The sequence below is a fragment of the Pseudomonas protegens genome (genome assembly GCF_003363755.1).
Taxonomy (GTDB): domain Bacteria; phylum Pseudomonadota; class Gammaproteobacteria; order Pseudomonadales; family Pseudomonadaceae; genus Aquipseudomonas; species Aquipseudomonas danubii.
Window position 1 is genome coordinate 6,049,308 of sequence record NZ_CP031396.1, and the last position, 23,785, is coordinate 6,073,092.

The following is a 23,785-nucleotide window of genomic DNA, read 5'->3' on the forward strand; positions in this document are numbered from 1 at the left end:
GCATGCCGATTTCCGGTCATTCAATAAAATATCTATTCTTTGTAGCCTGATTCAGATTTGATATGGGTTGAGCGATCAAGCGAGCCTCTGTTCATGGACATCTCCCTGCGGCACATCGAAGTCTTCCGCGCCATCATGCAGGCCGGCAGCGTCACCGGCGCCGCGCGCCTGCTGTTCACCTCGCAGCCCACGGTCAGTCGCGAACTGGCGCGGCTGGAGGCGCTTTCCGGTCTGCGCCTGTTCGACCGCGAAGGCGGGCGCCTGCTGCCCACGGCCCAGGCCCTGCTGTTGCTTGAAGAGGTCGAGCGGGCCTATGTGGGGCTGGAGCGGATCAACAGCGTGGCCCAGTCGATCCGCCGTTTCGAGCACGGCCAGTTGAGCCTGAGCTGCCTGCCACTGTTCTCCCAGACCCTGCTGCCGCGGGTGTGCCAGCGCTTTTTGCAAGCGCATCCGGGGATCGGCCTGAGCATCACTGCCCAGGAGTCGCCGCTGCTGGAAGAGTCCCTCAGCGCCCAGCGCCATGACCTGGGCCTCACTGAAAGCGAGCACCTGCCACGAGGTACTCAAGGGGAACTGCTGTTCTGCGCCGATATGGTCTGCATCCTCCCGGACGATCATCCGCTGTTGGCCAGGCCACGGCTGACTTCGGAGGATTTTCGCGGGCAGAACTTCATCAACCTCTCGGGCCTGGATATCTATCGGCAAACCCTGGACGAGCATTTTCGCCAGGCCGGGGTCGATCGCCGGGTGGTGGTGGAAACCACCAACGCCGCCTCGGTGTGCGCCATGGTGCGCCAGAAACTGGGGGTGGCGATCATCAATCCCTTGAGCGCCATGGAAGAAGTGGGGCGTGGCTTGGCGATCCGTCCGTTGCAGCTGTCGGTGCCGTATCGGGTGATGCTGATCCGCCCGGACTACCGGCCTTCATCGAGTTTTGTCGAGGGCTTTTGCCAATCGTTGCGGGCCCAGGCCAAGGGGCTGCAAGAGCAGGTGGGGCGGATAGTGCAGGGCGCTTAGGGGCATTCGAGGCCTATGTGCAATATCGAGAGTGGAACCTGGCTCTTCAGGGAAACATGTCCCTCTCGTCTGGCTGTCGACAATTACCGAGGATGGCCTCAGCTGTCGACTGAACCTCTCAAGCGAGTCGGGCGACAGCATTTCAATCCCTACCGACTGAATCCGCTGACGGGTTCCGGAGTTGAAGAAAATGCCTATCGCCATCCATGCCCGCAATAACACCGCTGCTGCGCAGCAAGTTGCCATCAGGGGCACTGCCCAGGGCAACAACCTGGCCAATGTGAACATTCCTGCTCAAGGCAATGTGGTTCTTTATGTTCTGCAAGCGGATGCCAATGCCACTCTGTATTTGATCTGCAATGGGGTGACAGCCCAGGCCACCCAGTTGAATGTGGTCTATCACGGCTTCAGTAGTGTGGAACAAGACAGTGACTGGGCCCGCCAATGGACGGTCGAGGGCGCGCCGGACGGTGTTCAGCTTGACCTGGCGTAACCAGGAGCCAGCTTTTTCTGTAGGGGCCAGCTTGCTGGCGAAGGCGATCTTGAGGGCGCCTTCGCTGGCAAGCAAAACGCCGTCCGGCCAGCGCCTTCACAAGCTTGTCTGGCATTGGCGCAGGCGGCGATTTTCGCCAGTAGCAGGCACAGGGTCCGTGCCTTGCTGGCGTTGACCAGCAGCACTGCGGCGGCACCGGCGTTGAGCGACAAGGCGTGGGGGCTTTCAGGGCAGGTTGGGATGCAGCAGGTCTTCGCGGATGACGGCCTGGATAGTGCTGTAAGGCATAATCATCTTGGGTTTGAAATCGCTGCTGGCCGCCGGTTCAAGAAAGTTCTCCAGCAATGGAAGGCCAGCGAGTGGCAGGGTTGGCGCAATGCCGATGAATTTCTGCCGGCTGACTTCGTATTCGCCAATCAGGTGTCCCAGGTAGTCGTCCATGGTCTGCAGATTATCTGTCAGGTGTTTGGCGTCGTAGAAGGCCTTGGCGCTGGTCCTGATATCCCGCTTGAGATTTTCCAGCTCAAATTGAGCCTCATTGATCAAGTCGAAGAAAGTGTCGTATTGATTCAGCGAAAGCTGGCGCACTGTACCTATAAGCGTCATATGCGCTCGGGTCATGCGCCGGGCTTTCTTGGTCTTGCTATAGGCGTTCATGGTCCTGGAAAGCACTGAGGTCAACAGCGATTCTCGGTATTCGAAACGCTTCTGTTGCAGGTCGCGCTGTTTTTCGCTGGCTTGACGGGCTTGCTCCGCGGTTCTGTCGGTAGCTTGTCGTTCGCGCTGATACTCAAACACCAGCAACGAGACGGTTGTGCCGATCACCGAGACCATCAGCAGTTGTAGCGCCGATTTGCCGATCTCGCTGGGCAGGCCCGTCATGGAGGACGAACAACAGACAGAGAGTGTCGCCAATGTGCTCAAGCTCAAGAGGGCAATGCAGATTAGCGTTAAGGCGATCCATTTCTTCATGATGCAATCCTTGCAAACGGCTTAGCGGGTGGTACTGGACTGATTCACTGATAGGGACCAGACCATCGAGGTCAGGATGCTCAGGTCGAGCAGCAGAAGAACCTTACGCAAGGCGGGGTAGTCGGCCTTGGTTCTCTTGAAGCTGGTTTTTTCCATTATCTGGATGTACCGGGTAATCGCCGTGACCGCCAGTTCGGCGAGCGGTTTCTCGGTGGTGGACGTGGTCAGCTCCGGCTCCTTCAGGCGGCTCTGGAAGGCGTCGATGGCGTCTTTTTCCTCGTCCGTACCGGGCTGGTAGACGATCTTCTGCTCAGGCGCATCTGTGCTGACTTTGTTGAACGGCACGACGGATTGGTTGACGTGTTGCAACGCCAGCGCCTTGGCCTGCGCCAGGTTGGCGAGTATCTGAATTCCCTCTGAGATCTTCATGCTGCCTCCCGCTCGTTGGCGCGGGCACGACCCCGTACTGTTTCAGCGGTGAGTCAGTAGGAGTAAGTGTCGAAAAGCAGGATCGCGCCAGCCGTACAAGTTGAATGTAGCTGACGGCTATAGCGCCGCTAGCGGCTTGCGTGGGCCATCGGTCAGGTCGCGAAATGCACTCGGCGCACGGGTAAGTGCGCCGGGTGTGTTGCCGACAGGTCGCCGGGTATCGTGGGTCCGGGGGCCAGCCGTGAAGCGCGATAGCGGCTTAGCGCTCGATGGCCAATGCCACGCCCTGACCACCGCCGATGCACAGGGTCGCCAAGCCTTTCTTGGCGTCGCGCTTGAGCATTTCATGCAGCAGGGTCACCAGCACCCGGCAACCCGACGCGCCGATCGGGTGGCCGATGGCAATGGCGCCACCGTTGACGTTGACCTTGTTCGCATCCCACGCAAGCTCCTTGGCCACGGACAGGGATTGCGCGGCGAAGGCTTCGTTGGCTTCGATCAGGTCCAACTGGTCCAGGGTCCAGCCGGCCTTGTCCAGGCAGCGGCGGGTGGCCGAGACCGGGCCGATGCCCATGATCGCCGGGTCGACCCCGGCGTTGGCGTAGGCGGCGATCCTGGCCAGTACTGGCAAGCCCAGGGCCCGGGCTTTGCTGGCGCTCATCAGCATCACCGCGGCGGCACCGTCGTTCAGCGCCGAGGCGTTGCCGGCGGTGACGCTGCCGTCTTTCTTGAATGCCGGCTTGAGCTTGGCCAGGGCTTCGGCGGTGGTGCCGGGGCGCGGTTGTTCGTCGGTGGCGAAGGTCAGCGGTTCGCCCTTGCGCTGGGGAATCTGGATCGGGGTGATCTCGTCAACAAAGCGCCCGGCCTCGATGGCCGCTGCGGCTTTCTGTTGGGAGGCGGCGGCGAAGGCGTCCTGGGCTTCGCGGCTGATGCCGTATTTTTCCACCAGGTTCTCGGCGGTGATGCCCATGTGGTAGTCGTTGAAGGCGTCCCACAGGCCGTCGCTGATCATGCTGTCGATCATCTGGCTGTGGCCCATGCGCAGGCCGGTGCGGGCGCCGGGCAGCACGTAGTTGGACAGGCTCATGTTTTCCTGGCCGCCGGCGATGATCACTTCGGCATCGCCGCAGCGGATGGCCTGGGCGCCCAGGTGCAGGGCTTTAAGGCCAGAGCCGCAGACCTTGTTCAGGGTCATGGCGGGCACGGCGTGGGGCAGGCCGGCCTTGATCGCGGCCTGGCGCGCGGGGTTCTGCCCGGCGCCGGCGGTGAGCACCTGGCCCATGATCACTTCGTCCACCTGGGCCGGGTCGATGCCGGTCTGGGCCAGCAGTTGGCGAATCACCGCGGCGCCCAGGTCGACGGCGGGAATGCCCGCCAGGGAGCCCTGGAAACTGCCCACGGCGGTACGAGTAGCGGCAACGATAACGACGTCTTGCATGGTGGGGCTCCTTAAGCGAACTGCATTTCAGGCACGTGGTCCGGCACGATCAGCTTGCCGGCGGTCTTGCTGACGATTTCCTCGACGCTGACCCCGGGGGCGCGCTCCTTGAGGATGAAGGCGCCGTTCTCGATCTCCAGGTAGGCCAGGTCGGTGAGCACGCGCTTGATGCACTGGGCGCCGGTCAGCGGCAGGCTGCAGCGGCTGAGCAACTTGGATTCGCCGTCTTTCGAGGCGTGGGTCATGGTGACGATGATGTTCTCGGCACCGGCCACCAGGTCCATGGCGCCGCCCATGCCCTTGACCAGCTTGCCGGGGATCATCCACGAGGCGATGTTGCCCTGCACGTCGACTTCGAAGGCGCCGAGTACGGTGAGGTCGATATGGCCGCCGCGGATCATCGCGAAGGATTCGGCGGAGGAGAAGATCGAGGCGCCAATGCGGGCGGTCACCGTCTGCTTGCCGGCGTTGATCATGTCAGCGTCGACTTCGTCTTCAGTCGGAAAGGCGCCCATGCCCAGCAGGCCGTTTTCCGACTGCAGCATGACTTCCATGCCGTCGGGGATGTAGTTGGCCACCAGGGTTGGAATGCCGATGCCGAGGTTGACGTAGAAGCCGTCCTGCAGTTCGCGGGCGACGCGCTGAGCCATTTGTTCGCGGGTAAGAGCCATGTTGGTTGTCCTTGTTAGTCGGGCTGGGGAAGGGCGATCACTTGCGCACGGTGCGCTGTTCGATGCGCTTCTCGAAGGTGCCGCAGATGACCCGGTCGACGTAGATGCCAGGGGTGTGGATCTGCGTCGGGTCCAGCTCGCCCGGCTCGACGATTTCTTCCACTTCGACCACGGTGATCTTGCCGGCGGTGGCCGCCAGGGGGTTGAAGTTCTGCGCGGTGTGGCGATAGACCACGTTGCCGAAATGGTCGGCCTTCCAGCCCTTGACGATGGCGAAGTCACCGGTGATGGATTCTTCCATCAGGTAGGTGCGGCCCTTGAACTCGCGGGTTTCCTTGCCGTCGGCCACTGGGGTGCCGACGCCGGTAGCGGTGAAGAAGGCCGGGATGCCGGCGCCGCCAGCGCGCATTTTTTCCGCCAGGGTGCCTTGGGGGGTCAACACCACTTCGATTTCGCCGCTGAGCAACTGTTTCTCGAACAGGGCGTTTTCACCGACGTAGGAGGCGATCACCTTGCTGATCTGGCGGTCCTCCAGCAGTACGCCCAGGCCGAAACCGTCGACCCCGCAGTTGTTCGACACCACGGTCAGATCGCGGGTGCCGCGGCGCTTGATCTCGGCGATCAGGTTCTCGGGGATACCGCACAGACCGAAGCCGCCGGCGATCACGGTCATGCCATCTTGCAGACCTTCCAGGGCTTCCTCATAGGACGCCACGCGCTTATCGAAACCTGCCATTTGCACCATCCTCTTTCTTGTTCGTTGGCGGCTGGCCAGCCGTTTGCGGATCAGTGTTGCGCTGCACGATTGATTTGTTAAGTTGATTTTTAAGGTTGATTGATTTGAAAAGCAGCATAATCAGCTCCAAGCTTGCGGCCTGAAGTTTATAGCTGGCCGCTGCCCCCCATGAGGATGACAGATGACGGTTAAACAGATTCGGGCCTTTCTGGCGGTGGCCCACAGTTTGAGCTTTGCCCTGGCCTGCGAACGCCTGCACCTGTCGCAGTCGGCCTTGAGCCTGACCATCAAGGCCCTGGAAGAAGGCTTGGGCGGACGGTTGTTTACCCGCAATACACGCAATGTGGCGCTGACCCCGGAAGGCGAGGCTCTGCTGCCCCTGGCCCGACGCCTGATCGCCGATTGGGACAACGCCGAGGACGAACTGCGCCAGCGTTTCACCCTGCAGCGCGGGCGGGTCACGGTGGCGGCCATGCCGTCCTTTGCCGGTAACCTGCTGCCGCCGATTCTCAAGCACTTTCGTGCCCGCTACCCCCAGGTCAACGTCACGGTCAATGATGTGGTCAACGAGCAGGTGCTGGAGATGGTCCGCGACCGCGAGGTGGAGCTGGGGGTGGCCTTCGAGCCTCAGGACAGCACTTCCTTGCTGTTCACCCCGCTGTACATCGACCGTTTCGTGGCCGTGGTGCCCAAGGATTCGCCCCTGGCTCAGCGCAGCCGCATCGACTGGCAGACGCTGCTGCAGGAGCCCTTTATCACCCTGCAGCGGCCGTCCACGGTGCGGGTGATGCTGGAGGACCATCTGCGGGCCCGGGGCGTGCAGTTGCCGGTGGAATTCGAAAGCCACCAGTTGGCGACCGTGGGGCGCATGGTCGCCAGCGGCCTGGGCGTCAGTGCGGTGCCGGCGCTGTGTGCCCAGCACATGCGCGAGCTGGGTGGGCATTGCCTGACCCTGGATGATCCGGTGGTGGAGCGGGCCATCGGCGTCTTGACCAAGCCGGGGGAGGAGTTGTCCACCGCGGCCCAGGCGCTGTTCGACATCCTGCGCGAGGAAAACCTCGACCAGCGCGTGGCCATGCTTTGAGGCTTAGCGCAGCAGGCGTTCGGCCAACAGCGGCAGGAGCTGGTCACAGGGCTCGCCGAGCTTGAGGTCCAGCAACTCGTCGGCGCGGGTCTTGCCGAAGTTGATGGCCAGCAGCGGCTTGCCCTGGTCCGCCACGGCGCGGCACAGGCGAAACGCCGAATACGCCATCAGCGATGAACCCACCACCAGCAGGCCGGCGGCCTCGTGCACCGCATTCAAGGCCCGGGCGGCGGTGATCTGGGCCACGTTCTCGCCGAAGAACACCACGTCGGGCTTCAAGCGGTCACCGTCGCAGTAGGGGCAGCGGGGGACCTGGAAGCGTTCCTCGAAGGCCGGGTCCAGCAGGGTGTCGCCATCCGGTGCCTGCACCGCGTCGACGCCGGCCAGGTAGGGATTGAGCGCCTGCAACTGCTGCTGGATGGCATCACGCTGACTGCGCTGGCCGCAATCCAGGCACAGCACCCGGTGCAGGCTGCCGTGCAGCTCGATGACGTCCAGGCTGCCGGCCTGATCGTGCAGGGTGTCGACATTCTGGGTGATCACCCCGGCGATGCTTCCTGCCGCCTGCAATTGCGCCAACGCCTGGTGCGCAGCATTCGGCCGGGCCTGGCGCATGCGCGGCCAGCCGAGCATGGCCCGGGCCCAGTAGCGGCGCCGGGCTTCGGCCTGGCCGAGGAACTCCTGGTACATCATCGGCTGCTTGCCGCGGCGCACGCCGTCGTTGTCGCGGTAGTCGGGGATGCCCGACGGGGTGCTGATGCCGGCGCCGGTCAGGACCATGAACGGCTGGCCGTGCATGGCGGCGGCGAGTTGTTCGAGCGGTGGGGCAGTAGGGCGGTCGATCATGGGCTGCACTCGTTTCCAGTGACCAGGGACGCCTACCAGAAATAGACGCAAAGCCTTCGCGGCGCCAGTGTCTTACCCGTGGTTCAGCGCCGGGGGCCGAACACCGACTTGGGTGACTTGCCATAGAACCGGGTAAAGGCCGCGCTGAAGTTGCCGGGAAAGCGGTAGCCCACCTGATAGGCCGCCTGGGCCACCTGGCAGCCGCCTTCCAGCAGGCGGTGGGCATGGCCCATGCGGATTTCCAGGAGCATGCGCTGCGGCGTGGTGTGGTAGTGCTCGCGCAGGCCCTGCTTGAGCTTGAACTCGTTCAGCCCCACAGCGGCGCACAGATAGGCCACGCTCAAGGGCTGGTGCATCTGCTCGAACATCAGGTCGCGTACCCGCTGCAGCCGTTCAAGATCGGCGGCCTTCAGGCGCCGGCCCGGGGCGACAGGGGCGGGGGCCAGGGCCTGCAATTGCAGGGACAGCAGGCTCAGGGCGTGAATGTGCAACTCCAGCGTCGCTGGCTGCTGCCGGCCCCAGGGTTGGGCCAGGGCACTGAGATGGCCGGCACTGGCCCGGGAGGTGGGCCCGCAGGCCAGCAATTGCACGGCGTCCTGGCCCAGCAACTGGCGAGCCCGGGTGGGGCCCAGGTACTGCTGGAGCAGGGTTTCGCCCACCAGCAGGCGCAGCTGCTCCACCGTTTCATTGGCGCCATAACGGCGTTCGCCACGGCTGGCCTGGAAGGCGCTGACGCTGGTGTGCCCGGCGCGAAACACCAGGCTCGAACCCTTGGCGTCGAGGTAGCCCGAGATGCCTTGCAGGGCACAGGTGATCACCAGTAGACGGCCGGCGTGGCAACTGCTGGCCTCTTCGATCAAGGGGCGATTGGGGTGGTAGCGCGAGCGCACCAGGGTGAGGTCCTGGGCCAGGGGCAGGCTGTCGCTGTAGCAATCGCCCAAGGCCTGGGGCAACTGCTGGCGTGACCCGCCGCCCGGGGCCTGGCGGTGCTCGCGTGGTGCGTGGCACGGCAAGCGATAGGACTGGGAAGAACCGGGTGCAACGGCCATGTTCGCGCTCCTGCAATGGATGTTCTGCGTTTGCCATGGGAATGGATCCGTTTCCCATATGAACACGCATGATAAGCATTCTCGCTAGAAAGTAAGCTGTTTCCCAAGCAGGGGTGAGCGTCGTCACCCGGCGGCGCGCCACCTGCCACGGAGCAAGGGATGAACCCTCAGAGCTTGAAAAACGCCAGTCCCCGGGGGCTCTGGCTGCGTACAGTGCTGGTGTGTGCCATGGGCCTGCCGATGCTGATCTTCTATGCCATCGGCGCCCTCGGGCCCCTGCTGATCGCCGATCTTGGGATTGCGCCCCACTGGCTGGGCTGGCTGCTGACCAGCGCCTTTGGCCTGGCGGCATTGCTGTCCCTGTGGGCGGGGCCGCTGGCCAGCCGACTCGGCACCCGCCGGGGCCTGGCCTTGCTGTTCTGGGCGACCCTGGCGGGGTATGGCCTGCTGGTCAGCTTGCCGGGCTTTGCCGGGGCGCTGCTGGCCCTGGCGATCTGCGGAGTGGCCCAGGCCCTGGCCAACCCGGTGACCCAACTGCTGGTGGCCGAGTGTGTCGAGGCCCGCAGCAAGGCCGCGGTGGTGGGGCTGAAACAGTCCGGGGTGCAGTTGTCCGCGCTGATCGCCGGCCTGTTGCTGCCGCCTCTGGCCGGGTCTCTGGGCTGGCGCGCGGCCCTGGCCTGCCTGCTTGTGCCGACGTTGCTGCTGGCCCTGTGGGGGCCCAGGGTGGCGCCGGGCAGCGCCGTGGGCAAGGCCGTGAGCCTGACGATTCCCCGGCCCAATTCACGGCTGACGCTGCTGCTCAGCGTGCAGCTGTGTGTCGGCCTGGTGCTTTCGTCCTTCGTGACCTTTCTTGGGGTATTCGCGGCCCGCCAAGGAGTGACGGTCGGCGAGACCGGGGCCATGGTCGCCGGGTTCGGGGTCATGGGCATCCTGGCCCGAACCCTGCTGACGCCATTGGCGGCCCGCATGGCCGAGGAGTCCTGGCTGCTGCTGACGCTGATGCTCCTGGCCAGCCTGGCCCTGGTGGTGACTGCCCAGGCCACGCCTCAGGCGCACTGGCCCTTGTGGTTCGGCGCTCTGGGCATGGGCCTGAGCGCCGTGGCCACCAACGCTATCGCCATGAGCATGCTGCTGCGCGATCCGGCCTTTGGCAGCCCGGCCTGCGCCTCGGGTCTGCTCTCGGCAGGCTTCTTCGCCGGGTTCGCCCTGGGGCCGGTGCTATTCGGCGCCGTGCAGCAGGGCGCGGCGGATTTTGCCAGCGCCTGGCTGATGCTGATCGCGGTCCTGCTGCTGGGTGCGGGGCTGAGTCTGATGCTGGTGCGTGCCCGAGCGCTTGAGTCGGGCAGTGCCAGTGCCAGTCCTAGAGCCTGAACACACTTACCTGCTGTTCCAGGTTCTGCGCCAGTTGCTGCAGGGAGCGGGCTGTCTCTGTGGTTTCCTCCACGGCCTGGCTGTTCTGCTGGGACATCTGCGCGATGCGCTCGACATTGCGCGCCACATCCTGGCTGGCGGCGGTCTGCTCCCGCAGGGCCAGGGAGATCTGGTCCACCACCCGCACCACATTGCCGGACGAGGTGCGGATATTGACGATGGCCTCACCGGCCTGCTGGGCCAGTTCGACACCGTTTTTCACCTGATTGACCCCCACGTCCATGCTGCTCACCGCCTCTCGGGTGCCCAGCTGGATCTTGCCGACCATTTCGGTGATTTCCTGGGTCGAGTTGGCCGTGCGCTGGGCCAGCAGGCGCACCTCATCGGCCACCACGGCGAAGCCGCGACCCTGTTCTCCGGCCCGGGCGGCTTCGATGGCCGCGTTCAGGGCCAGCAGGTTGGTCTGTTCGGCAATGCCCTTGATCACGCTGACAATGCTGGAGATCTGCTCGGCGTGCTGACCCAGTTCACCAATCTGGGTGGCCGAAGCCTGCACGGTCTCGGCGATCAGGCGCATGCTGCCCAGGGTGTCCTGGATCACGCTGCCGCCTTCCTCGGACTGGCGCCCGGACTCGCTGGACAGGGCGTGGGCATCCCCGGCGTTGTCCGCCACATGGTTGATGCTCACGGTCAGCTCTTCCACCGTGGCCGCCATGGAGGAGGCCGAGTGGGACTGCTCCTGGGCCGAGGCCGAGAGCTGCAACGAAGCGCTGGAAATGCTCTGGGAGGCGCTGACCAACTGGTCGGCCCCCTGCTTGATCTGGCTGATCATGCTCCGCAGGCGCTCCTGCATGGCGGCGAAGGCCTGCAGCAGGTTGCTCACCTCATCACGGCCGGTGGCGCTGATGCTGCTGTCCAGGCGGCCGGCGGCGATGGCCTTGGCCACGTCCACGGCCTGGCGGATACGGCCCACCAGATTGCTGGACAGCGACCAGGCCACCAGCATGGCCAGCACCGCCGCCAGCAAGCCGCCGCCGATCAGGATCGCCAGGGCCGAGGCCTTGGCGTCGTCCATGGCCTGGCTGCGGGCGTCCTGCAGGCTTTTTTCCGCGTCGCGCAATTCACTGGTGAGCTGGCGCATGGCGTCCATCTTGGCCTTGTCGCGACCGGCGCTGATCTGTTCGGCCATGGCGGTGGCCGGCTGGCTGCCGGCGTTGATCGCCCGGCGCAGGTCCAGGTTGCCCTGGACGTCGTCGCGCAGCCACTGGTCGTGCAGGGCCTTGAGTCGCTCCAGGCGCGCCTGCTGCTCGGGGTTGTCGGAGGTGCTGCTTTTGATCCGGGCGTAATAGTCGGCAAAGGCTTTTTCGCCTTGCTCCAGAGGTTCGAGGAAGCTGTCGCGACCGGTGAGGGCATAACCGCGCATGCCGGTCTCGACATTGATCAGGCTGCGCAGCAGGGCGTCGGACTGGCTCAGGACCTCGTAACTGTGGATGTTGCTTTTGACACTGCTGCTGACCTGATCGAAACCGCGCAGGGCCGCTAGCACCAGCAGCAGGAGGATCAGCAGGACGACGCCGAAACCGGCATAGAGCTTTTGTGAAATGCTCAGATTGGAAAACATAGGAAGGACCGCTCCTAAACCGTTGACTGAATGCTTCACAGGGCTGTGTCTCGACGAGGCAGCGTGATAGCTCAATGATGTTCAAATGACATCAACGGTCCGACTTTTCCTGTACAAAAAAAGTTTCATGTACAGGAAAATATTTTTTGCGGGGCGTGTAGAGGGCGCTTCGAGCGTCGCCCGAAAGGGCGCTGCTCGATGTCCGGCAGGGTTCAGCTGGAATGGGCGCTGCTGTCTTCTTCGGGGTCGACGTTTTCAGGTTGCCCCGGCAACTCGGTGATCACGCTGAAGTCGCTGACTTCCACCGCGCCCAGGCCGTAGCCCAGAAGGTGGAAGGAGAACGCCTTGCGGGTTTCCGGGTTGTCGAAGCTGAAGTCCATCTGCAGCGGCTGGTCGGGGGTTACCAGCATTTCTTCCGGCAGGCCCAGGGGGACGTCCTGTTCCAGTTCCTTGCCCTTGAGCAGGATGTAGGCGTTCTGCTGCGGGTCGGCGGAGCGCACGGTGAAACGCACCCGGGTCTGGGAACCCTTGGGCATTTCCAGGTACTGGGCGCCGATCAGGTTGTCGGCCCAGTCATCCTTGATCTGCGCCTGCAGCGGGATGATCGCCGGGCTGCCGAACTGATAGTGCTGGTTCAGCGGCGATTGCAGCAGGCTGCGATCCAGATGCGTGGCCCGGGCACTGATCTGCCGGGCCCGCAGGCCGCCGTACTGACCCTGCAGACTGGCGCTGTCGGCGATGAAACCGGTGCTTGAGTAGTAGCGGCAGCGCTGCTGGAAATCACATTCGGTGAAGGTGCCCTGGCCGTCGTGGTAGCGCAGCTTGCCGTTGGTGTAGGACATGATTTCCCGGCCCTGGGCGTAGTCGCGGAACAACGAGCGGCCGCTGAGGCTGGCGGGCACCGGCAGGCCGAAGTAGTCCAGCACCGAGGCGCTGAGGTCGACGTGGCCGTAGGTGCCCGACTTGAGGTGGGGCAGCAGGTCCTGGTCCGGGGCCAGCATCAGGTTGAAGCCCCAGGACGAGGCCAGGCGCACGCCGTCGATGCCATGGGATTCATCGGAGGTGATGATCACCAGGGTGTCCTTGAGCACGCCCTTGCGTTCCAGCCCCGTGAGGAACTGGTCGATGGCGTCGTCCAGGTAGCCGACCGCCGCCTGCTTGGGCGTCTCGTAGCGCTCCAGGTAGTCCTCGGGCGCGGAGTAGGGCTGGTGGGTGCCGACGGTCAGCAGGGTGAGCATCCATGGCTGTTTTTTCTTCTTCAACTGATCCACGTAGCTCAGGGCGCCTTCGAAGAAGGCCTTGTCGTCCTTGCCCCAGGGGAATTCCAGGTAGTTGTCGTTCTTGAACCACTCAAGGCCATGGGTCGCGTCAAAGCCGATGTGCGGCATGATCTTGTCTTTGGCCATGAAGCGCAGGCCGGCGCCTTGCAGGTAGTGGGTGTTGAAACCGAACTTGTGCATCTGCGCCGGCAGGCAGGCCTGGTTGCGCTGGTTCTGGGTGAGCATCTCGACGCCCTTGGGGGTGCCGTTGTCGAGCTTGTCGTAGTCGCCGCAGAGCATGGCGTACAGGCCGCGAATGGTCTGGTGGCTGTGCAGCACGTAGTCCGGGGTGTTCATGCCACGCTCGGCCCAGGCGCTGAGCTTGGGCATCAAGTCTTCCTGGTAATGGCTGTTCAGGGCCTCGCGGTTGGTGCGGATATAGGCCCCGGGAATGCCTTCCAGAGTAATCAGCAGCACGTTGCGCGCGCGGCCGGCGCTGGGCAGCAGCGGCTGGCCTTCAAGGTCGAGACGGGTCAGCCCGGCCATGGGCGGCGGCACATCGGCGACATCGCCTTGCAGCCAGTCTTCCAATTGCATCTGCGCCTGGCCGGTGGCGGTGGCCAGGGCCTGGTGGGGCAGGTTGAACAGCTGCCACTGATCGGCTTCGCTGGGTTTGAGGTATTGGGTGGCGCCGTGGGCCAGGAGCAAGCCCAGCGGCAGAATCCAGAGCGTGCGTGGCAGTGTCGGGGTTTTCACTGCACGACTGCTGCGCTGGACCACCAGCCACAGCGCCAGCCCCAACATCAGGGTCAGCCCCAGCTCAGGGTGGGTCAGGCCGCCGCCGGTGGAATTGCCGACAAACTGCGGGTCCACCAGGTAGTGCAGATCGGCGAGGTTGGGCATGCGGCCCACCGCGCTCACCAGCTCGGCGCTGACCAGGGTCAGCAGCGCCCACACCAGCAGCACCGGCAGCGCCAGCCACCAGCGGCGGCGGTACAAGAGCAGGGTCAGCAGACTGGCGCTGGTCAGGTCGGACAGGTAACCCAGCGGATTGGACCAGCCCAGAGCCAGGCGTGCGCCCATTGGCACCAGCAACAGCAAGCCGAACAAGGTGCACAGGGGAGCAAGAGGGTGTTGGAGGCAACGACGGATCAACTTCACAAATAACCTGCCTGTCATCAAATCTTCACGCAAATGTGCGCGAGTTTAACAAGAGCTTCAGGTGAGACGTTTCTTATTCGTGGGGGGAATTCAGTTTTGGCCGAGTTGAGAATTGGCCCGGATGCTCTTCAGATTGAGCTGAAGGCCAGTGTTCAGGCGTCTGACGGCTGTTGTGGACAGGGCTGTCAGTGGCGGGATTTACTATTTCAGAGTGTGAAAAAAACCGCACCGCTGGATCTGCTCCAAGGTGATGGCGCCGCGCTGTTGCAGGTGCTGACTTGCCAGCGATGGCGCCCGGCAGGGCGGTGCGGGTCTTGAGGGGCTATTCGCCGGCAAGCCTGCTACCGGCTCAGACCACGCTACCGAACAGGCTGCCCACGGCGGCGGTAAGGCCCATGGCCAGGGCGCCCCAGAGGGTCACGCGCCAGGCACCCGAGAGTACGTTGGCACCACCGGCACGGGCTGCCAGGCCCCCCAGGCCGCCGAGGAACACCAGGGACATGCCGGCAATCCACGGCACCACGCTGTGGGTCGGGGCCATGAAGGTCACCGCCAGGGGCAGGGCCGCGCCCACCACGAAGCTCGCCGCCGAGGCCAGCGCCGCCTGCAGCGGGTTGGCCGCCAGGGCCTCGCTGATGCCCAGTTCGTCCCGGGCGTGAGCTCCCAGGGCGTCGTGGGCCATCAGTTGCTCCGCCACTTGCCGTGCCAGTTCCGGCTTCACGCCGCGGCTCTGGTAGATACGGGCCAGTTCGTTGAGCTCGGCCGGGTGGTCGCTGGCCAGTTCGAGCCGTTCCCGGGCCAGGTCGGCCTGTTCGGTGTCCGCCTGGGAGTGCACGGATACGTATTCTCCGGCGGCCATGGACATGGCCCCCGCCACCAGCCCGGCCATGCCGGTCACCAGCAGTGTGCCGTGGCTGGCGCTGGCCGCGGCCACGCCGATCAGCAGGCTGGCGGTGGAGACGATCCCGTCATTGGCCCCCAGGACGGCGGCGCGCAACCAACCGATGCGGTCGTTGCGGTGCAGTTCGCGGTGTCGGTGCATGAATTTCATCGGCGATGGACTCAGGTTGATGGCATTGCAGACACGGAAGCTGCGGATACGGGTTTCAGCGGGCCTCGATCTCGGCCTGCAGCTGTCCACCCACAATAGACACTTCCCGCCACTGCGTACCGTCGCGGATCACGAACAAGGCATCCATACCGCGTTCCTGGGCCAGCCGTGGCCCCTCGACTTCACCGAGTACCAGCAGCGCGGTGGCCCAGGCGTCGGCCAGCATGCAGCTGCTGGCCACCACACTGACCGAGGCCAGACGATTGCGCAGGGGTTCGCCCGTCGTCGGGTCGAGGGTATGGGCGTAGGAATGCCCGGCGATGTCCACCCACCGGCGGTAGTCGCCGGAGGTGGCAATGGCCGCATCTTCCAGTTCCATTACCCCCATCACTTGGCGTTCGCCGCGCAGGGGTTTTTCCACGGCCACGCTCCAGGGCTGGCCCCCGGGCTTGCGGCCCCGGGCGCGCATTTCGCCGTCGATCCCTACCAGGTAGTCGCGGATGCCGGAGGCTTCCAGGGCCCGGGCCAGCTCATCGACGCCAAAGCCCTTGGCGATGCCGTTGAGGTCCAGGCGCAGTTTGCCGCGCTTGCGCAGGCGGTGGCGCCTGGGCTCCAGCACCAGGGCGCTGGTGGCCGGGCTGCGACGCTGCCGGCCCAGTTCACGCAAGGCCGGCAGGTCCAGGGTCCGTGGCGTGGGGCCAAAGCCCCAGCTCTGGACCAGATCCCCCACGCCAATCTCGAAGGCACCGCACGATTGCTCGCTGACCCGCAGCGCCGTGGTGATGACGCTCATCAGCTCCCGGGGCACGCTGATCCAGCGATGCCGGGGCGCGGCGTTGAGGCGGTTGAGATCGGACTGGGGGTTCCACCCCGACATCTGCTGCTCGACCCGCGCCACGGCCTGGGCCAGACGCTCGCCGAGGTCCTGGGTGGCGAAGCCCGGGGCGGCGTAGAACAGCGCGCTGTAGCGGCTGCCCATGGTCGGGCCGTTGAGGCTGTAGCGCTGCCGTGCGGCGGTTTCAGTAGACATCTTCACGGTAACGTCCTTGGGCCTTGAGGGTCAGTACGCTGAGATTGAGCGGGGCCAGCACTTCGTCCAGGGCCAGCATCACGCCCTTGGCCATGTCCCGGCTGCCGCAGACCAGCACCTGGGCGCCTTTTTCCACCAGCCGGCGCAGTGCCAGGGCATCGGCCAGCAGCCGGTCCTGCACGTAACCGCGCTCCTGGACCTGGGAGAAGGCCGCGCGCAGGGCGGTCAGGCGCCGGTCGGCCAGGTAGCCCTTGAGCTCCGGCTCGTAGAGAAAGTCCGAGGCTGGATGACGCCCGCCCCAGTACAGGTGCATGGGCTGCCGGGAGCGGTTGCCGCGGATGAACCCCGCCAATGGGCCGATGCCGGTGCCGGCACCGATCAGGATCACCGGCTGCGCGCCTTTAAGCGGACGAAACTGCGGATTGGGCTGGATGAAACCTTGGATTCGCGCGCCCAGGTGCAGCTCATGGAGAAAGCCCGAGCACAGGCCGCCCGGGTGCTTGCGCACGCAGATCTCCAGCACCCCGTCGGCACGGCTGCTGGCCAGGGAATAGAAGCGGGGCTGGGTCGTGCCGGGGGGCAGGATGCCCACCAGGTCGCCGGCCTGGAACTCGGGCAACTGTTGCCCGCTGCCGTCGGCGGCCTTGAAGCGCAGGATCCGCGTCGGCGCCTGGACCTGATCGCCATAGGCCACCGACTCCACCAGTTGCCACTCGTGGCAGGGCAGGGCGTGGGCCTGATGCTGCAGGTCCAGGGGCAAGCCCAAGGCCTGTCCCAGGGCCTGGCCCCAGCGGCGGAATTCCTGGGGCGACTGGCGATGGATGTTTTCCTGGGGCAGCAGGCACTGCGCACCGCTGGCGCTCAAGGCCTTGTGTGCCTGTTCGGCAAAGCCGCAGAAGCGCGGGAACTGCCGGTCGCCAAAGCCCAGCACGGCGTACTTCAGATCAGGCGCCAGCGGCTGTTGTTGCAGGCGCGCGAGGAAGTCGCTGGCCGAGGCCGGGGCATCGCCGTCGCCGTGGGTGGCGGTGAGGATCAGTAACTGGCGGGCCTTGGGGTAGTCGCCGCGCAGCTGGTTCATCGGCGCGCTGTGGACCTTGCGTCCTGCCGCCACCAGGGCCTGCTGCAGGGTCCGGGCAAAGCCCCAGGTGCTGTTGTTTTCGCTGCCCACCAGGATCACGCAGTCGGCGGCGTCGGCCGGGCAATTGTCGTCGATCGCCACCGCGTCGCGACGCCGGCGCCACCACAGCCACAGGCCGGTGAGGCTCATCAGCGGTACCCCCAGGGCGCACACGCCCAGCAGCAGGCCCAGCCACCACAGGCCTTCCCCGGTGTGCAGTCGATAGATGAGCGCATCAAGCTGCTGCATCCCGCTGTCGGGTTGGAAGGCCAGCAGGGCACCGCTGGCCGGATCGACATAACCTTGGCCGCTGCGGGTGTGCAGGCTGTACAGGTCCTTGGGGTTGCCAGGGTCGGGGTAGACCAATTCGCGCAGATCGTTGAGGTCCAGGGCCTGCAGCGCCGCGAGGCTGGCCACCGGCAAGGCGGGGCCGGCGCTGATCGGGGGCGGCTGGGGCGGTTGGCTCTGGCCGTCGTCGGCGATCAGGCCCAAGGTGCCGGCCGACAGGTACAGCCCGCTCAGGGCCGACAGCAGCAGGCCAAGAATCGTCAGACGTCCCACTTCGGCGTGCCAGCGCTGGCTGAAACTGCCGCGCAACGGCCGCAGCAGCTTGCCCCAGCCACCGGCGCGGCGAGCCAGCAGCACGGCGCCGGACGCCGACAGCAAGAGCATTGCCAGGGCGCCCAGGGCCGCCACGATATGCCCCGGGGTGTCGAGAAACAGCGAGCGGTGCAGTTCCTTGACCCAGCGGGCCAAGGCCGAGGGCGTGTAGGGCGCGAGCAGCGCACCGGTCTGTGGATCGACGCGGCTGGCCAGGGTCTGGCCATGCTCGCGGTGGTAGACAACCAGCGTGCCGGAGGGCGTGCGGCGGATCTGCTCGATCCCGCCCAGCTGGCCGGCCACGCGTTCGGCCAGTTGCGACACGCTGATTGCCGCCTCCGGTGGCGCCTGCAGGCGTTCCAGGGCCGGGTTCAGTGCCAGGGTCGCGCCGCTGATGGCCAGCAGCATCACCAGCAGGGCGGCCAGCAGTCCGGGAATTGAGTGCAACGAGCGCAACATGGTCGGGCCTCCTCAAGGCGCAGGGCTTACAGGTCGTAGCGCAGCGACTGCACATAGGTGCTGCCGCTGGCGGGCTGGCCCGCGCCCTTGAGTGTCAGGGGCAGGACCACGTCGGCACGCACATCGCGCTGGTCTTCCACGGCGCTGTCGATGCGGATCTGATAGCCGGCGTCGATCAGGCTGTCCGCCAGATCGGCGCTGACGGTCAGGGTCTCGCCGCTGCCCACGCTGGCGCCGCTGATGCCGTCGTACTGACCGGCAACCGTGCCGCCACCGCGGGCCCAGTCCGGCAGGTGCTTGTAGTACTTGGCCTTTTTGCCGGCGACCCACAGGGTCTTCTGGTAGGCGCCGTTGGCGTCGGTGAGGTAGATCGCCAGGTAAGCACCGTTGCCGCTGTAGGGCTTGAGCTGGGTGGTCAGGGTCACTTCACGGGCCTGGGCCAGTGCTGGCAGGGCCAGGGCCGCGGTGAGGCAACCGGCGGCGACAAGCTTGTTCATGAGGCTGTCCTTTTCGATGAATGTGGCTGCAGCCTGGGCCGGTTAGCTGACAGCAACCTGAAGGCCGGGAAAAAACTTCAGGTCGTGGTGCTCTCGGCGATTCGGGCTTTTGCTGATCTGCCTCGCATCCCGCGGGCGCGACACTGGCTACCCTGATCAGGCCGGCGGCGTCTTCAGATTCGCGTCAGGTTCAGCGGTTAAGGTGCAGCACCACACAGGTACAGGAGAACGTCGATGCGGGTGTTATTGGTCGAGGATGCGACAGGGCTGGGGGACGCGGTGCGCGAGCAGATTGCCGACGATGGCCACGCCGTGGACTGGGTGCAGCGCCTGGAGCAGGCCCGGGCCAGCGTCGCCAGCACGCCCTATGACCTGATCCTGCTGGACCTGATGCTGCCCGACGGGCGCGGCCTGGAGTTTCTGCGTCAGCGCCGCAGCGCCGGGGATGTGACCCCGGTGATCATCCTCACCGCCCAGGACCAGATTTCCGAGCGCATCGCCGGGCTCAATGCCGGCGCCGACGACTACCTGGTCAAGCCCTTCGACCTGTTCGAACTGTCGGCGCGGGTCGCCGCGGTGGCCCGGCGCTACAGCGGCAACCCCAACCCGCAGATCCGCCTCGGCGAGCTGCAGGTGGACCTGAGTGCCCGCACCGTGCAGCGCGGCGGCAGCATCATCGACCTCACTGCCCGCGAATGGGCGGTGTTCGAGGCCTTTGTCCAGCGTCCCAGCGCCTTGCTCTCCAAGTCCCAGCTGGAGGAGCGGCTGTATGCCTTCGGCGCGGAAATCGAAAGCAACACCATCGAGGTCTACGTCAGCCGCCTGCGCAAGAAGCTCGGCCGCGAACTGATTGAAACCGTGCGCGGCATGGGCTACCGGCTGATGCCCGCATGAAGCGTCCCATCAGCCTGCAAAAACGCCTGAGCCTGGGCCTGACCCTGGGCATGACCCTGCTCTGGCTGGGGGCTACCGCCGGCACCTGGCTGGTGGTCCAGCACGAGCTGGATGAAACCTTCGACAGCGCCCTGGAAGCCACTGCCCAGCGCATCCTGCCCCTGGCGGCGCTGGAGATCGGCAACCGTCGCGGGCCGCGTCGGGCGCGGCACGTGGCGACTCTGAAGATGGACAGCGAGTACCTGACCTATCTGGTGCGCGATGCCGAGGGGAGAATCCTCATGCGCTCCCACGATGCCAAACTGAAAATCTTCAGCCACCGCCCCAGTCCCGGCTTCAGCACCACGGACAAATACCGCCTGTACAGCGCCAGCATCGAGAACGACTCGATCGTCATCGAAATCGCCGAGCCCCTGGCCCACCGCCGCGAAGCCTCGCGGGAGGCGTTGCTGGCGTTGTTGCTGCCCTTGCTCGGGCTGATTCCCATCAGCCTGCTGGGCACCTGGGTGTTCGTGCGCATCAGCCTGCGCAGCGTGCTGGCATACCGGCGGGCGGTGGAGTCCCGGGGTGTGGGCGACTTGTCACCGATCAAGGTGGCGCGCCTGCCGGCGGAAATCGACCCGTTGGCCGAGGCGGTCAATCATCTGCTGGAGCGCCTGCGCAAAGCCCTGGAAGCGGAGCGTAGCTTCACTGCCAACAGCGCCCATGAACTGCGCACGCCCCTGGCCGCGACCCTGGCGCAGATCCAGCGCCTGCGCCAGGAAGCCCCAGAGGGCCCTTTGCAGGTGCGGGCGGCGAAGATCGAGAACGCCCTGCGGGAACTGGCCAGGCTCTCGGAAAAGCTCATGCAACTGGCCAAGGCAGAGGGCGGCGGGCTGCTCTCGCAAACCCCCGAGGACTTGATTCCGTTGCTGGCCCATGGCGTGGAGGAGTGGAATCGCGGCGCGGCGGCGCGGATCAACCTGCAGCTGCCGGAGGCAGCGCGGGTGTGCACGGCCATCGATCCGGACGCCTTTGGCATCCTGCTGCGCAACCTGATCGAGAACGCCCTGAAATATGGCGATCCGGCGCAGCCGGTAGAGATCAGCCTCGGCGCCGACGGTTGCTTGCGGGTGATCAATGGCGGGCCGCGGGTGCCGGCGGAGGTACTGCAACGCCTGACCGAACGTTTTGTGCGTGGCAACAGCGAAACCAGCGGTTCGGGCCTGGGCCTGGCGATTGCCCAGAGTATCGTCCACGGCGTCGGCGGCCAGTTGCACCTGGCCTCACCGGCCAGTGGCCGCGCCGACGGCTTCGAAGTTCGCGTGCACTTTCCCCTGGAGAGGCCGAGCCAATCGTAGGCGCTGGCTTGCCAACGAAGGCGCCGGTTGGATCGGTGCAAGGCTTGCGGGCCTGTTCGCCGGCAAGCCGGCTCCTACGCAATGGGCTGCCGCTGAGCGAGCGTCTGTAGGAGCTGGCGGGCCAGCGAAGGCGCCGTTTGGGGCGGTGCAAGGTTTGCGGGGTTACTCGCCGCGAATGTATTGCTCCAGCTGGCGGATCAGGTCGGCCTGTTCGGCAATGGCTTCCTTGACCAGGTCGCCAATGGACAGCAGGCCCAGGAGTTGGCCGTTCTCCACCACCGGCAGGTGGCGCAGGTGGCTGTCGGTCATGATGCTCATGCAGGTTTCCACGCTCTGGTGGGAGTCCACGGTGATCACCGGCGAGCTCATGATGGCGCTGACCGGGGTGCCCACCGAAGAGCGCCCGTGGAGCACCAGTTTGCGCGCATAGTCGCGCTCGCTGATGACCCCGACCACTTGACCGTTCTCCATCACCGGCAAGGCGCCGACGTTTTTTTCGGCCATCAGCATCAGCGCTTCCAGGACCATCTGGTGCGGGGCGATGGTGTGCACTTGCTGGTTGTGCTTGGCCTTGAGTTTCAGCAGTTCTGCGACGCTCTTCATGGGGCGCTCCGAGGGTTCTACGTGGGGCGGCGATGTGCCGCCCTGAGGGGTTTCTAAAGAATCGTAGAGACTCGACCAACCGGCAAGGCTGAAAACGGCAGATAAACGGCGAAAAACGTCAGCCCGGGGATTTTTTTTTCATCGCGGCCCCGATAACGGGGCCGTGGCCGTCAGTGGAAGCGTTGCAGGGAGAAACTCTGCAGGTCGATTTCGCTGCGGCCGTCCACCTGCAACTGGGCCAAGGCTTCGCCAATCGCCGCCGAGTGCTTGAAGCCATGGCCGGAGCAGGCGCTGACCACGGTGACGTTGTCCAGGCGCGGGTGACGGTCGATGATGAAGCCCGAATCCGGGGTCACGGTGTAGGCGCAGACGCTGGCCTTCACCAGTTCCGGCGCCAGCCCGGCGATATGCGGGGCCACCAGCTCGTGGAACAGGCGCTGGGCATCGGCGAGGCTGGGCTGGCGGTCGAGGCTGTCCGGCTGGCTGCTGACGCTGTATTGCTCGGTGGCGATCTTCACGCTGCCTTCGCCGGGAATCGGCGGGAAACCGTAGCAGGCGTCGACATCGCCGGCGCTGTGGAGGATGAAGCTCGGCGAGCGGGCCGGGTAGTGTCGGGGCTCATCGAGGCGGAACCAGTACAGCTGCTGACGGCAGACCTGCAGCAGGGCGTCGAAGGGCGCGCCGAGCAGCTGCGCCGACCACATGCCGGCGCTGACGATGACTTTCCGGGCCTTGATCGGCGAGCCGGTGCTGATGATCTCCACGCCCCCGGCGTCGGACTTGAGCTCCTGCACGGTCTGGCCGGTGATCAAGGTCGCCCCCAGTTGCCGGGCCCGGGTCAGTTGCGCGTCGATGCAGCGTTCCGGGCGGACAAAACCACCGCCGGGTTCGAAGTAGCCCCGGGCGCTGTCATCCAGCGGGGCGAACTGCGGGAAGCGTTGACGGATCTCGGTGGCGTCCAGCACTTGGTGCTCGATGCCATAGCGCCGGGCCAGTTCGATGCTGTTGTCGGTGAAGTCCCGGGCGTCCGCCGGCCGCAGCGGCTCGGTGCTGGCGGTCATCACCAGCACGCCGCACTGCTCGAACAGCGCCACATCCAGTTCGGCTTCCAGTTCGCGCCAGATCTGCTGCGAGCGGATCGCCAGGGGTACATAGGCCGCGCCTTCACCCACCGCCTGGCGGGTGATGCGGGTGTCGCCGTGGCTGGAGCCCTGGTCATGGGGCGGGGCGAAGCGGTCGATGCCCGCCACCTTGACCCCGCGCTTGGCCAGTTGATAGAGGGTGGCGGCGCCCATGGCGCCCAGGCCTACGACGACAACATCGAATTCGGGTGTCTGCACGGCAAGATCCTTGGGGGTGAAGGCTCAGCGGTTATTGATGGTGGCCAGGGTCATGGGCGCGATGATCCGGTGGAACGGCGCCACCGGCAGCATGTACAGGCGTCCCAGGCGGTTGTGCGGATGCACCACGGTGCTCAGCACCACCGGGCGCAGGCCCTCGGCGGTCTGGGGCTGGAGGTTGAGGGACAGGTGCACGTCCAGGTGCTTGTCGCGGTCCACCACCAGCACCTCATTGGGGCTTTGGGAGATCAGGGTAAAGATGCCGACCCGGTCGCCGGGCTGGTAATCCTCGTCGGGGCGCGCCAGGTCAATGCGGGTCAGGCGCCCCAGGTCCTTGAGGCCGAACAGCTGCACCACGCGGTTGCGCAGGCCCATCATGCGGTCGATCCAGGCCGGGGTCTGGCTCATCAGGCACAGCAGGTGGCGCATGGCGCTGCGCTCCGGGTCTTCGGCCAGGGTGCGGCGACAGTCGATGAAGCTCGCCCCCGGGGCCAGGGCAGCGATGCTGGAGTCATGGGGCAACGGGCAAGGGTGAACAGCGGTTTTCATCGATACGGCTCCCTGTAGAACTGGCGGCTGGGGCTGCATGCCGATCAGCCACGCCAGAAGCGGCAAAAAATACCACTTCCAGGGGCGGGGAACAGCCAGCGGCAGCGGCTACAAGGTGCACAAGAAGGTATCTGGAGTCTTTGTAGCCGCTGTCGAGC

At 65.4% G+C, this 23,785-nt stretch carries 22 protein-coding genes; 6 read left to right on the top strand and 16 right to left on the bottom strand.

What is annotated here, in order from left to right:
• Positions 1–93 precede the first annotated feature (93 nt).
• Together DWF74_RS27435 and DWF74_RS27440 are read left to right on the top strand one after the other, a co-directional pair.
• Entirely contained in the window at positions 94–1,017 is a 924-nt protein-coding gene (locus DWF74_RS27435; RefSeq protein WP_102864180.1) for a LysR family transcriptional regulator, read from the top strand.
• A gap of 190 nt (positions 1,018–1,207) precedes the next feature.
• Positions 1,208–1,510 (top strand): hypothetical protein, encoded by a 303-nt coding sequence (locus DWF74_RS27440; RefSeq protein ID WP_047303532.1) that lies wholly within the window; start codon positions 1,208–1,210, stop codon positions 1,508–1,510.
• Between the two features lie 225 nt (positions 1,511–1,735).
• Here the strand turns inward: DWF74_RS27440 and DWF74_RS27445 are convergent, their stop codons facing one another.
• From DWF74_RS27445 to DWF74_RS27465, 5 genes are all read right to left on the bottom strand, one after another.
• Entirely contained in the window at positions 1,736–2,482 is a 747-nt protein-coding gene (locus DWF74_RS27445) for a hypothetical protein (protein WP_162884130.1), read from the bottom strand.
• Positions 2,483–2,503: 21 nt separating this feature from the next.
• The gene (locus tag DWF74_RS27450) at positions 2,504–2,911 is read right to left on the bottom strand and encodes a hypothetical protein (protein ID WP_102864182.1); all 408 of its coding nucleotides are present in this window, start codon (positions 2,909–2,911) and stop codon (positions 2,504–2,506) included.
• A 259-nt stretch (positions 2,912–3,170) separates the two neighbouring features.
• Positions 3,171–4,349, bottom strand: a complete 1,179-nt coding sequence (locus DWF74_RS27455; protein ID WP_102864183.1) for an acetyl-CoA C-acetyltransferase — start codon at positions 4,347–4,349, stop codon at positions 3,171–3,173.
• A gap of 11 nt (positions 4,350–4,360) precedes the next feature.
• Positions 4,361–5,020 carry a CoA transferase subunit B gene (locus DWF74_RS27460; protein ID WP_011060620.1) on the bottom strand — a complete coding sequence of 220 codons (660 nt, stop codon included), beginning with the start codon at positions 5,018–5,020 and terminating at the stop codon, positions 4,361–4,363.
• A 37-nt stretch (positions 5,021–5,057) separates the two neighbouring features.
• Entirely contained in the window at positions 5,058–5,756 is a 699-nt protein-coding gene (locus DWF74_RS27465) for a CoA transferase subunit A (RefSeq protein WP_011060621.1), read from the bottom strand.
• A 181-nt stretch (positions 5,757–5,937) separates the two neighbouring features.
• On the opposite strand from DWF74_RS27465, the gene DWF74_RS27470 reads away from it, so the two are divergent.
• A complete protein-coding gene (locus DWF74_RS27470) occupies positions 5,938–6,840 on the top strand; it encodes a LysR family transcriptional regulator (RefSeq protein ID WP_102864184.1) in 903 nt (300 codons plus the stop codon).
• 3 nt (positions 6,841–6,843) lie between these two features.
• Here the strand turns inward: DWF74_RS27470 and DWF74_RS27475 are convergent, their stop codons facing one another.
• Positions 6,844–7,686 (bottom strand): NAD-dependent protein deacetylase, encoded by an 843-nt coding sequence (locus DWF74_RS27475; protein WP_115582112.1) that lies wholly within the window; start codon positions 7,684–7,686, stop codon positions 6,844–6,846.
• A gap of 83 nt (positions 7,687–7,769) precedes the next feature.
• Positions 7,770–8,735, bottom strand: a complete 966-nt coding sequence (locus DWF74_RS27480) for a helix-turn-helix transcriptional regulator (RefSeq protein ID WP_115582113.1) — start codon at positions 8,733–8,735, stop codon at positions 7,770–7,772.
• 159 nt (positions 8,736–8,894) lie between these two features.
• Between DWF74_RS27480 and DWF74_RS27485 the strand changes: the two genes are divergently transcribed.
• Positions 8,895–10,106 carry a CynX/NimT family MFS transporter gene (locus DWF74_RS27485; protein ID WP_115582114.1) on the top strand — a complete coding sequence of 404 codons (1,212 nt, stop codon included), beginning with the start codon at positions 8,895–8,897 and terminating at the stop codon, positions 10,104–10,106.
• Here the strand turns inward: DWF74_RS27485 and DWF74_RS27490 are convergent.
• The 6 genes from DWF74_RS27490 to DWF74_RS27515 form a co-directional block, all read right to left on the bottom strand.
• A complete protein-coding gene (locus tag DWF74_RS27490; protein ID WP_115582115.1) occupies positions 10,096–11,727 on the bottom strand; it encodes a methyl-accepting chemotaxis protein in 1,632 nt (543 codons plus the stop codon). The two genes, DWF74_RS27485 and DWF74_RS27490, sit on opposite strands and share 11 nt — an antisense overlap.
• A gap of 212 nt (positions 11,728–11,939) precedes the next feature.
• Positions 11,940–14,165 carry an LTA synthase family protein gene (locus DWF74_RS27495; RefSeq protein ID WP_205413468.1) on the bottom strand — a complete coding sequence of 742 codons (2,226 nt, stop codon included), beginning with the start codon at positions 14,163–14,165 and terminating at the stop codon, positions 11,940–11,942.
• 331 nt (positions 14,166–14,496) lie between these two features.
• Positions 14,497–15,198 (bottom strand): VIT1/CCC1 transporter family protein, encoded by a 702-nt coding sequence (locus DWF74_RS27500; RefSeq protein ID WP_115582117.1) that lies wholly within the window; start codon positions 15,196–15,198, stop codon positions 14,497–14,499.
• 55 nt (positions 15,199–15,253) lie between these two features.
• Positions 15,254–16,228, bottom strand: a complete 975-nt coding sequence (locus tag DWF74_RS27505; protein ID WP_162884175.1) for an FAD:protein FMN transferase — start codon at positions 16,226–16,228, stop codon at positions 15,254–15,256.
• Complete coding sequence (locus tag DWF74_RS27510; RefSeq protein ID WP_115582119.1) at positions 16,218–18,404, bottom strand: PepSY domain-containing protein; 2,187 nt, start codon at positions 18,402–18,404, stop codon at positions 16,218–16,220. The genes DWF74_RS27505 and DWF74_RS27510 overlap by 11 nt, the downstream gene beginning before the upstream one ends.
• Before the next feature lie 26 nt (positions 18,405–18,430).
• Entirely contained in the window at positions 18,431–18,901 is a 471-nt protein-coding gene (locus DWF74_RS27515) for a DUF2271 domain-containing protein (RefSeq protein WP_115582120.1), read from the bottom strand.
• Between the two features lie 234 nt (positions 18,902–19,135).
• Between DWF74_RS27515 and DWF74_RS27520 the strand changes: the two genes are divergently transcribed.
• A complete protein-coding gene (locus DWF74_RS27520) occupies positions 19,136–19,795 on the top strand; it encodes a response regulator transcription factor (RefSeq protein ID WP_102864194.1) in 660 nt (219 codons plus the stop codon).
• The gene (locus DWF74_RS27525) at positions 19,792–21,135 is read left to right on the top strand and encodes a sensor histidine kinase (protein WP_115582121.1); all 1,344 of its coding nucleotides are present in this window, start codon (positions 19,792–19,794) and stop codon (positions 21,133–21,135) included. Before DWF74_RS27520 ends, DWF74_RS27525 begins: the two co-directional genes overlap by 4 nt.
• A 162-nt stretch (positions 21,136–21,297) precedes the next feature.
• Here DWF74_RS27525 and DWF74_RS27530 read toward each other — a convergent pair whose 3' ends face one another.
• The 3 genes from DWF74_RS27530 to DWF74_RS27540 form a co-directional block, all read right to left on the bottom strand.
• Positions 21,298–21,738 (bottom strand): CBS domain-containing protein, encoded by a 441-nt coding sequence (locus DWF74_RS27530; RefSeq protein ID WP_102864196.1) that lies wholly within the window; start codon positions 21,736–21,738, stop codon positions 21,298–21,300.
• Between the two features lie 170 nt (positions 21,739–21,908).
• Positions 21,909–23,078: an N-methyl-L-tryptophan oxidase gene (solA, locus tag DWF74_RS27535; protein WP_115582122.1), complete on the bottom strand. Its 1,170-nt coding sequence runs from the start codon at positions 23,076–23,078 to the stop codon at positions 21,909–21,911.
• Between the two features lie 24 nt (positions 23,079–23,102).
• Positions 23,103–23,627, bottom strand: coding sequence for a DUF2867 domain-containing protein (locus DWF74_RS27540; protein ID WP_115582123.1), 525 nt, complete (start codon positions 23,625–23,627; stop codon positions 23,103–23,105).
• Positions 23,628–23,785 lie beyond the last annotated feature (158 nt).

Coding starts and splice junctions, on each gene's coding strand:
- DWF74_RS27435 (WP_102864180.1), top strand. CDS start 94: ATGGACATCTCCCTGCGGCACATCGAAGTCTTCCGCGCCATCATGCAG.
- DWF74_RS27440 (WP_047303532.1), top strand. CDS start 1,208: ATGCCTATCGCCATCCATGCCCGCAATAACACCGCTGCTGCGCAGCAA.
- DWF74_RS27445 (WP_162884130.1), bottom strand. CDS start 2,482: ATGAAGAAATGGATCGCCTTAACGCTAATCTGCATTGCCCTCTTGAGC.
- DWF74_RS27450 (WP_102864182.1), bottom strand. CDS start 2,911: ATGAAGATCTCAGAGGGAATTCAGATACTCGCCAACCTGGCGCAGGCC.
- DWF74_RS27455 (WP_102864183.1), bottom strand. CDS start 4,349: ATGCAAGACGTCGTTATCGTTGCCGCTACTCGTACCGCCGTGGGCAGT.
- DWF74_RS27460 (WP_011060620.1), bottom strand. CDS start 5,020: ATGGCTCTTACCCGCGAACAAATGGCTCAGCGCGTCGCCCGCGAACTG.
- DWF74_RS27465 (WP_011060621.1), bottom strand. CDS start 5,756: ATGGCAGGTTTCGATAAGCGCGTGGCGTCCTATGAGGAAGCCCTGGAA.
- DWF74_RS27470 (WP_102864184.1), top strand. CDS start 5,938: ATGACGGTTAAACAGATTCGGGCCTTTCTGGCGGTGGCCCACAGTTTG.
- DWF74_RS27475 (WP_115582112.1), bottom strand. CDS start 7,686: ATGATCGACCGCCCTACTGCCCCACCGCTCGAACAACTCGCCGCCGCC.
- DWF74_RS27480 (WP_115582113.1), bottom strand. CDS start 8,735: ATGGCCGTTGCACCCGGTTCTTCCCAGTCCTATCGCTTGCCGTGCCAC.
- DWF74_RS27485 (WP_115582114.1), top strand. CDS start 8,895: ATGAACCCTCAGAGCTTGAAAAACGCCAGTCCCCGGGGGCTCTGGCTG.
- DWF74_RS27490 (WP_115582115.1), bottom strand. CDS start 11,727: ATGTTTTCCAATCTGAGCATTTCACAAAAGCTCTATGCCGGTTTCGGC.
- DWF74_RS27495 (WP_205413468.1), bottom strand. CDS start 14,165: ATGACAGGCAGGTTATTTGTGAAGTTGATCCGTCGTTGCCTCCAACAC.
- DWF74_RS27500 (WP_115582117.1), bottom strand. CDS start 15,198: ATGAAATTCATGCACCGACACCGCGAACTGCACCGCAACGACCGCATC.
- DWF74_RS27505 (WP_162884175.1), bottom strand. CDS start 16,228: ATGTCTACTGAAACCGCCGCACGGCAGCGCTACAGCCTCAACGGCCCG.
- DWF74_RS27510 (WP_115582119.1), bottom strand. CDS start 18,404: ATGTTGCGCTCGTTGCACTCAATTCCCGGACTGCTGGCCGCCCTGCTG.
- DWF74_RS27515 (WP_115582120.1), bottom strand. CDS start 18,901: ATGAACAAGCTTGTCGCCGCCGGTTGCCTCACCGCGGCCCTGGCCCTG.
- DWF74_RS27520 (WP_102864194.1), top strand. CDS start 19,136: ATGCGGGTGTTATTGGTCGAGGATGCGACAGGGCTGGGGGACGCGGTG.
- DWF74_RS27525 (WP_115582121.1), top strand. CDS start 19,792: ATGAAGCGTCCCATCAGCCTGCAAAAACGCCTGAGCCTGGGCCTGACC.
- DWF74_RS27530 (WP_102864196.1), bottom strand. CDS start 21,738: ATGAAGAGCGTCGCAGAACTGCTGAAACTCAAGGCCAAGCACAACCAG.
- DWF74_RS27540 (WP_115582123.1), bottom strand. CDS start 23,627: ATGAAAACCGCTGTTCACCCTTGCCCGTTGCCCCATGACTCCAGCATC.